This window comes from Paraburkholderia ginsengisoli NBRC 100965, from assembly GCF_000739735.1.
Lineage (GTDB): Bacteria > Pseudomonadota > Gammaproteobacteria > Burkholderiales > Burkholderiaceae > Paraburkholderia > Paraburkholderia ginsengisoli.
The window spans coordinates 1-6,842 of the sequence record NZ_BBJF01000035.1 but is presented as its reverse complement, the minus strand read 5'-3'; the positions used below and the strand labels follow the sequence as shown (position 1 = coordinate 6,842).

At 58.7% G+C, this 6,842-nt stretch carries 5 protein-coding genes and 3 pseudogenes; 3 read left to right on the top strand and 5 right to left on the bottom strand.

What is annotated here, in order from left to right:
- Nucleotides 1–40 precede the first annotated feature (40 nt).
- From BGI01S_RS28660 to BGI01S_RS29990, 3 genes and pseudogenes are all read right to left on the bottom strand, one after another.
- The gene (locus BGI01S_RS28660; protein WP_042329794.1) at nt 41–772 is read right to left on the bottom strand and encodes an IS6 family transposase; all 732 of its coding nucleotides are present in this window, start codon (nt 770–772) and stop codon (nt 41–43) included.
- A gap of 351 nt (nt 773–1,123) precedes the next feature.
- Nucleotides 1,124–1,195 (bottom strand): annotated as a pseudogene (locus BGI01S_RS30780) (IS6 family transposase); the annotation flags it as partial.
- A 319-nt stretch (nt 1,196–1,514) separates the two neighbouring features.
- Nucleotides 1,515–1,988: pseudogene (locus BGI01S_RS29990) on the bottom strand (IS6 family transposase); the annotation flags it as partial.
- A 177-nt stretch (nt 1,989–2,165) separates the two neighbouring features.
- Here BGI01S_RS29990 and BGI01S_RS29100 point away from each other — a divergent pair.
- Nucleotides 2,166–4,613 carry a hybrid sensor histidine kinase/response regulator gene (locus BGI01S_RS29100; RefSeq protein WP_052400551.1) on the top strand — a complete coding sequence of 816 codons (2,448 nt, stop codon included), beginning with the start codon at nt 2,166–2,168 and terminating at the stop codon, nt 4,611–4,613.
- 57 nt (nt 4,614–4,670) lie between these two features.
- Here the strand turns inward: BGI01S_RS29100 and BGI01S_RS28645 are convergent, their stop codons facing one another.
- Both BGI01S_RS28645 and BGI01S_RS29985 read right to left on the bottom strand, forming a co-directional pair.
- Complete coding sequence (locus BGI01S_RS28645) at nt 4,671–5,120, bottom strand: VOC family protein (RefSeq protein ID WP_042329796.1); 450 nt, start codon at nt 5,118–5,120, stop codon at nt 4,671–4,673.
- A gap of 161 nt (nt 5,121–5,281) precedes the next feature.
- Nucleotides 5,282–5,572 carry a tyrosine-type recombinase/integrase gene (locus BGI01S_RS29985; RefSeq protein WP_232624498.1) on the bottom strand — a complete coding sequence of 97 codons (291 nt, stop codon included), beginning with the start codon at nt 5,570–5,572 and terminating at the stop codon, nt 5,282–5,284.
- Nucleotides 5,573–5,613: 41 nt separating this feature from the next.
- On the opposite strand from BGI01S_RS29985, the pseudogene BGI01S_RS28635 reads away from it, so the two are divergent.
- Both BGI01S_RS28635 and BGI01S_RS28630 read left to right on the top strand, forming a co-directional pair.
- A pseudogene (locus BGI01S_RS28635) lies at nt 5,614–6,060 on the top strand (IS6 family transposase); the annotation flags it as partial.
- 64 nt (nt 6,061–6,124) lie between these two features.
- Nucleotides 6,125–6,808 (top strand): IS6 family transposase, encoded by a 684-nt coding sequence (locus tag BGI01S_RS28630; RefSeq protein ID WP_157004298.1) that lies wholly within the window; start codon nt 6,125–6,127, stop codon nt 6,806–6,808.
- Nucleotides 6,809–6,842 lie beyond the last annotated feature (34 nt).

The window sequence follows — 6,842 nt, the reverse complement described above, 5'->3', positions numbered from 1 at the left end:
ATCGAGGCGGATTTCAAAGACACACGACAATAAGGTATCCTTATTGAATTGCGAGGGAGAATTGCACGCCGGCCCAGCCGTACCAAGCCGACAATCTCTCCTTGAGTTGTTCCCGATGGCCAGCCGCCTGCATCCGGTGTCGGGGCAACGCGAAATACTGACGGATCGGACCGAAGCGCGACAGGAATACCTGCGTGCGGCGTGGATACCGGAAACCCTGCATCTGGCGTTCACGCCGGCGCGTGGACTGGTGACTGTTTTCAGCGCGGTTGTTCACCCGAGCCGACGCCTTGGCGAAAACGTGCTTGACGCCGGCGAGTTCCGGTACCTCCGCTTTGGCCGCCGGATAGCTGCGCAGCTGATCGGTGACGATCTTCGTGGGCACCGGGTACGAGCGTAATATCTTCGTGAAGAAGCGTCTGGCTGCGGCCTTGTTGCGGCGCTTCTGTAACAGGACGTCCAGTTCGGTGCCGTGCTCATCGACTGCACGCCACAGCACGTACGGTTCACCGCGCAGCTTCAGCATTAACTCATCGAGATGCCAGGTCGAGCCCGGCGCGCCGCGTGCGGCTTTCGCGCGACGGGCAAACTGCGCGCCAAACCGGTCACACCAGTTGCGCACCGATTCGTAGGTGACGCTCACCCCGCGCTCGAGCAGCAGTTCCTCGATATCGCGCAGGATCCGGTTGAAACGGTAATACCAGCGTACCGCGCAGCTGATTACCGCGGCCGGAAATCGGAAACCGTGATAGGGCGACTTGATCTTCTTCATATCCCCATTCTACTGCGCGCTCAACTTGACATGGCCTTATCAACAGTTCACCTATGTTGCGCATGCGGAACTTGCCTTGCACCTCACACCGCACGGCGGCTGGCAGTGTCGATTCCTTCCCCATCGCCGGGGTGAACCGTCAGTCGAGAGGTACGTTGTCGCCAGAGCTTCACACCCAGCCGTTACCGGCTGCGCATGTCTGGATAGGCAACTGCTGGTCGTACAGCAGGTCGCAGCACTGCAATCGTTTCCGATCGCCGCGTACGACAAGACAAGGACGAGCTTTACCGCCAACTACCTGCCGCTTGACGCGCGGCTGACGGCGACACGTGTCGCACCATCCAGCGGCTAGTGCAGTCGCTTCAGTACCTTGCCAATGCCGGTGGGCAGCGTCTTGCGTGGCGTTTTCGTCATTGCCATCATGCTCGCCATGCTTTGGGATTTAACCAATTCTACTTCATCGCGTTAGCGCGACAGAACCGACTCGATTGCCACCATTCGCTATGAACTTACGGTCCGACTGGTCGCCGGACTCGATGTGTGTCCATGCTGTCGGAATCTGGGAAGACTCTTTGATTTAATGACACAGTAAGATTAACCGTTGGCGTCCGTAAACGTCCGAATCTTGACGGCACCCCAATACCGTTTATGCGCTCTGCGTGAAGTTTGTCAAAAATTCATTTGACTATTTTTGTAGTCGTTGCGCTGCGGGTGCATCCTTGCGGCTTGATATGCAAAGTTAGCTGCGCAGTTGATCGGTGGCGATCTTGCGCGGCACTGGACTTGAGCGCAGTACACGCTTGAAGAAGCGTTTCGCAGCGGCCTTGTCGCGCCGCTTTTGTACCGAGATGTCGAGTTCGGCGCCATGTTCGTCCACCGCACGCAACAGCAGGTACGGTTCGCCACGCAGGGTGACGAACATCTCATTGAGGTATCAGGTGCTACCCGGCTTGCGTCGCGTGGCTTTCACCCGGTGAGCAAAGCCCTTGCCAAACTTGAGGAGTCGCATCCCGGATATTTTCACCGGTTGGCGGGGCTGTTCATTCCATTCGCACCAGCATCGGATCGTCTCATATGTCACGGTTACACCGCGCTCGAAGAGCAGCCCTTCGATGTCGCGCAGACTCAACTTGAAACCGAAATACCATCGAACAGCGCAGCTGATGACGCCAGCCGGTAAATGGTGACCGTGATAAAGCGATTTCGATTTTTTCATCGCGCCATCTTACGTGACCGACCCAACAACCTGACAATGCCCTCCGTGCTGACATCATCTCCAAAGACGCGCATGGTGATCCTGCAAGTTCCTCGCATAACGTGCCACTCTCTGGGAATCGGGTCGATCGTCGGTTTTCCAATATGCCCCCGCCCCCGTATTCATTCTGGCGTCGCATTGCTGCTGCTTGGACTCGTGATCTTTTTCGGCGCTATCTCGTCGACGAAAGCCCAATTACGATCCCCAGTAGTCCTTGACAATAGCCGGGTTACGATCGATCCATGGGACAACGTCACCGTCCTCTCCGATCCATACCATTCCTTTACGTTAAGCGACGTCCTCGCAAAACAGAACCAGTTCAAAATTCCCAGCTCGCCCCACGCAAACCTCGGTCTACGTAAGGATACAGTATGGCTGCGCACCGACATTGCATTGTCGACAGATGCGCCGGTCGATTGGTGGCTGGGCGTCGATATTGTTCTTCTGGACGAAATCGATCTGTATGTCGTGGAGCAGGAGCGGATCACGCAACACCTGTCCGTTCCCGTGCGGCCGGTACTCGCACGGCGTTCCCCCGCCTTCCCCCGACCGGTATTTCAATTGGCACTGCAGCCCGGCCGACACTACGAACTACTGATCCGCGTTCGCAAGGTGGCCCCTTACGCGATGTTGATGCCCATGTCGCTCGATCGAATCGAGCGCATCATCAAGCACGAATCGTCGATCCAGTTCTGGCGAAGCGTGGCGCTTGGTATGAGTACAGGCTTCGTCATCTATGCGCTCTTCATCGCAACACTCAAGCGCGATCCGCTTTGCCTTTGGTTCGCGCTATTTGCGGCATCCAGCAGTCTGTACGCATCGATCTATTATGGTTTGGCAAATGAATGGTTGTCGCCGATTTCGAGCATCGCTCATGGTGATTTCATTGTGCGCTTTTGCCTGCTGTTTCGCGCAATCAGTTGCTTCCTTTTTGTGGATGGCGTTCTCGACCTTCGTGAGCGAAACCCACGCATCAGCGGGTTGTTGAAATCGTTTGCCGCTTTTTTTGCGCTGTTGACCGCCCTGTTCGCTATTGATCTGGTCACCGGCAGCGTGGTCACAGTGGCGGATAGCATCGCCGGCGCGTCCCCACTCTTTCTCCTGACACCATTTGTCATGCGCCGTGCCCGCGACCACGATTCATTATGGAACTGGGCAATTGTCGGCGCGGCGTTCTATTTAATGGGAATGACTGTTTCAACAGCACTGCACAGCGGGTATTTGCCATGGAATTGGTGGACAGACAGCGCAGAACATGTAGGCGCCTTTCTCAACGAGGTAGCCTGGGTCGTCGTGGTAAGCATCCGAACTCATCGCAGGCAACAGACCGCAGAGTTAACCGCGAAGCACGAGCGGCAAAAAGCAGATCACGAGCGACGCATCGCGGAGCTGTTGGCCGTCGACCTGGCACGTCAAAAAGAAGTCGTCGAAGAAACCAGCCTCGAAAAATCCCGCTTTCTCGCCGCGGCCAGCCATGACCTACGCCAACCTATTCATGCAATCAGTCTGTTTGTCGGCGCGCTCCGCCGCACGCCCATGCATCCGGATAGCGAACGCCTCGTCAGGCATATCGAAGCCTCGACCGAGGCGGTGGATCGGCTCTTCGCCGCATTGCTGGACATCTCCAAGCTTGACGCTGGCGTCGTGGAAGTGCATTCACGGCCCTTCTCGATCGATGCCGTACTGACGCGCACCTGCAGAGACTACGCAGATGAAGCGTCGGCCAAGGGTTTGACGCTCTCGCACGTTCCCTGCCGCGCGATCGTCGATTCCGATCCAACGCTCGTCGAACGCATCGTGCGCAACTTCGTATCGAACGCGGTGCGCTACACCGATGCCGGGAAAATCCTCGTAGGGTGCCGACTCGGAGGGACGCACATCGCCGTCCAGGTTTGGGATACCGGTCGAGGCATTCCGACCGATCTACATGATCTCGTCTTCCAGGAGTACTACCAGGTCGGCAATCCGGAGCGGGATCGCGAAAAGGGCCTTGGCCTCGGCCTGGCGATTGTGCGCCGCCTGGCAAACCTCCTCGCATGCAATCTCCAACTGCGTTCAGAACCGGGGCGGGGATCATGCTTCGAGATTTTGCTGGCACGGGCAAAAAGCGCGGCGATGCCACTGGAAGCGCCTGTCGGAGATATGCCCGGCACGTTCGGAACTGGCCTGATCGTGGTGATTGACGACGAGCAGGCAATCCGGACAGGGATGTCGACCTTATTAACCCAATGGGGCTACGAGGTTCTGGAAGCTGCATCGGCAGACGAGGCGATCCAGCTCCTCGGCGACTATGCGGAGCGGCCGGCGATGCTTATCTGCGACCTGCGTTTGCGTGACGGCGAGAGCGGCATCGACGCGATCGAAAAGCTTCGTGAAGAATACAACGAGAGTATTCCGGCGATGCTGATCACGGGCGACACAGCCGCCCGCGGTTTGTTGGCGGCACGGACCAGCGAAGTGCTGGTACTACATAAACCAGTGCCCTCCGGTCAGTTGAGAGCGGCAATCTCCGGTCTTCTTGGCATTCAATTGGATCCGCAACTAACATCTGGCGGTTTCAAGGGTGAAGCGCAACAGGGAGGGTAGCCACGTTCCCTCCCGGGCGCGATCCTCACGGCCAGTGAGCCCAAAAGAGGATGCGCCTTACTGCGTGCATGTCACGATTGCCTCACGCTGCGACAGGTCCTCGACGTTGATCATCCAGTGCACGCCGAAACGGTCCTTCACCATGCCGAAGCCGAGCGCCCAGAACGTCCTGTCGAAGGGCATCGTCACGGCGCCGCCGTCGGCAAGCGATTCGAACAGCTTCCTGCCTTCGTCGACGGTCGCGGGGTTCAGCGACAGCGAGTAGCCGGCGTGCACGCCTTCCGGATTGCTGCAATCGCCATCCGAGCACATCAGTGTCGATGCGCCGATCGTGAAGCTCGCGTGCATGACCTTGTCCGCGAACTCAGGCGAGACTGGCCGCTGGGGGCTGGGCGGGGCATCCCCGAAACGCATCATGAACATCGTCTTCGCGCCGAGTGCCTTCTCGTAGAACTTCAGTGCTGCTTCACTCTGGCCGTTGAAGATCAAATACGGTTGTACCTGCATCATTCACCTCTCCTAGTTGGGAAGGGCGTGCCGGGAAGCGGCCGGCGCGTCCGGGACGTGGATTGTAGCTGGGGTGACCGGCTCACTGGAGCAGAACCAGGACAGTGGGCCCGGATCATTGCCGTCGCCGGCATGACGGACCGGTTCCCGCGGGACCAACCCTACCGGTTTTCCGGACCGGGCGATGGCGCATCGGCCGAGTAATGCCGTTCAGCCGCGTCCAGCATCTGCTGTCGCCCAGCGCGCGTATAGATCGAGGTGGTCTGCAGCGACGTATGGCCGAGAATGGCCTGCACGACGTTCACCGGCATCTGCCGGATCGCCTGGGTGCCGAACGTGTGCCGCAACGCGTGCGCGGACGTGCTGGCCAGCTGCGCGAGATCCTCTGGTGAGCAGGTGGCCGGGAGTGTGCCCTGCCAGTCGCCTGATCGCGGTGCGCAGGGTACTGTCACGTTGCTGGGATGTTGCCGGAAATGCAGCGACAATTGCGGGTATGAAACGAACTGCTCTCCAATACAACGCACCTGCCAACGATGTTATCTCCTATTCCGGCTACCGGTTTCCACCCGATGTGATCAGTTATGCGGTGTGGCTGTACTACCGTTTTCCGTTGAGCCTGCGCATGGTCGAGGAGTTGCTGGCCGCCCGTGGCAGTGAGCTGACCTACGAGACGGTGCGACGCTGGTCGGTGAAGTTCGGCCTGTGTATCGCCCAGAGGATCCGCTCTACCGCGCTGGCCAAAGGTGACAAGTGGCACCTCGACGAGGTGGTGGTCACGATCAACGGCAAGAAGCACTGGCTGTGGCGCGCGGTGGACCAGCATGGCGCGGTGCTTGATGTACTGGTGCAAAGCCGGCGTGACAGGCATGCGGCCGGGCGGCTGATGCGAAAGCTGCTCAAGAAGCACGGGCGCTCACCGCGTGTACTGATCACCGATAAGGGCACTGTCAGGTTGACGGGAAGCCGGCGTTAGAATGAAGTGATGAAGAAAACGAAATCGCTTTATCACGGTCATCGCGGTTCGGTGGTATTTCCGGTTCAGCCTGAGCCTGCGCGACGTCGAGGAGTTGCTGCTCGAGCGCGGTGTCGTGGTCACGTACGAAACGGTCCGTTGCTGGTGCGACAAATTCGGCGCTGAATTCGCCCGATGCGTCAAGGCAGCGAGGCCCAGGCCGGGCAGCATATGGCATCTGGACGAGATGTTCGTGACGCTGCGCGGCGAGCCGTATCTGTTGTGGCGAGCAGTCGACGAGCACGGTGCCGAACTCGATGTGCTGGTGCAAAAGCGGCGCGATAAGGCCGCGGCAAAGCGCTTCTTCCTGAGGGTGCTGCGTTCAAACCCGGTGCCGAACAAGATCGTGACCGACCAGTTGCGCAGCTACCCAGCAGCGAAGGCCGATATTCCCGAGCTCGCTCAGGTGAAGCACGTTTTCGTCAAAGCGGCTGCACGCGTGAACAACCGTGCCGAGAATAGCCACCAGCCGACGCGCAGGCGCGAACGCCAGATGTGCGGTTTTCGCGATCCGCAACGCACACAGGCGTTTCTCTCATGTTTCGGCCCAATCCGGCAGCACTTTGCGTTGCCCAGACATCAAATGAACGCGGCATGTCATCGCGCCGTACTCCAGGAGCGGTTCGCCAAATGGCATGGCTGGACTGTTGCCGATACAGTAGAGACGGTTGTCTGATAAGGATAACTATTCTTTAGCTACAAACCCAGTC

Bases quoted from the DNA above. Each gene is read 5' to 3' on its own strand.
- BGI01S_RS28660 (WP_042329794.1), bottom strand. From the start codon at position 772: ATGAAGAAGATCAAGTCGCCCTATCACGGTTTCCGATTTCCGGCCGCG.
- BGI01S_RS28645 (WP_042329796.1), bottom strand. From the start codon at position 5,120: ATGCAGGTACAACCGTATTTGATCTTCAACGGCCAGAGTGAAGCAGCA.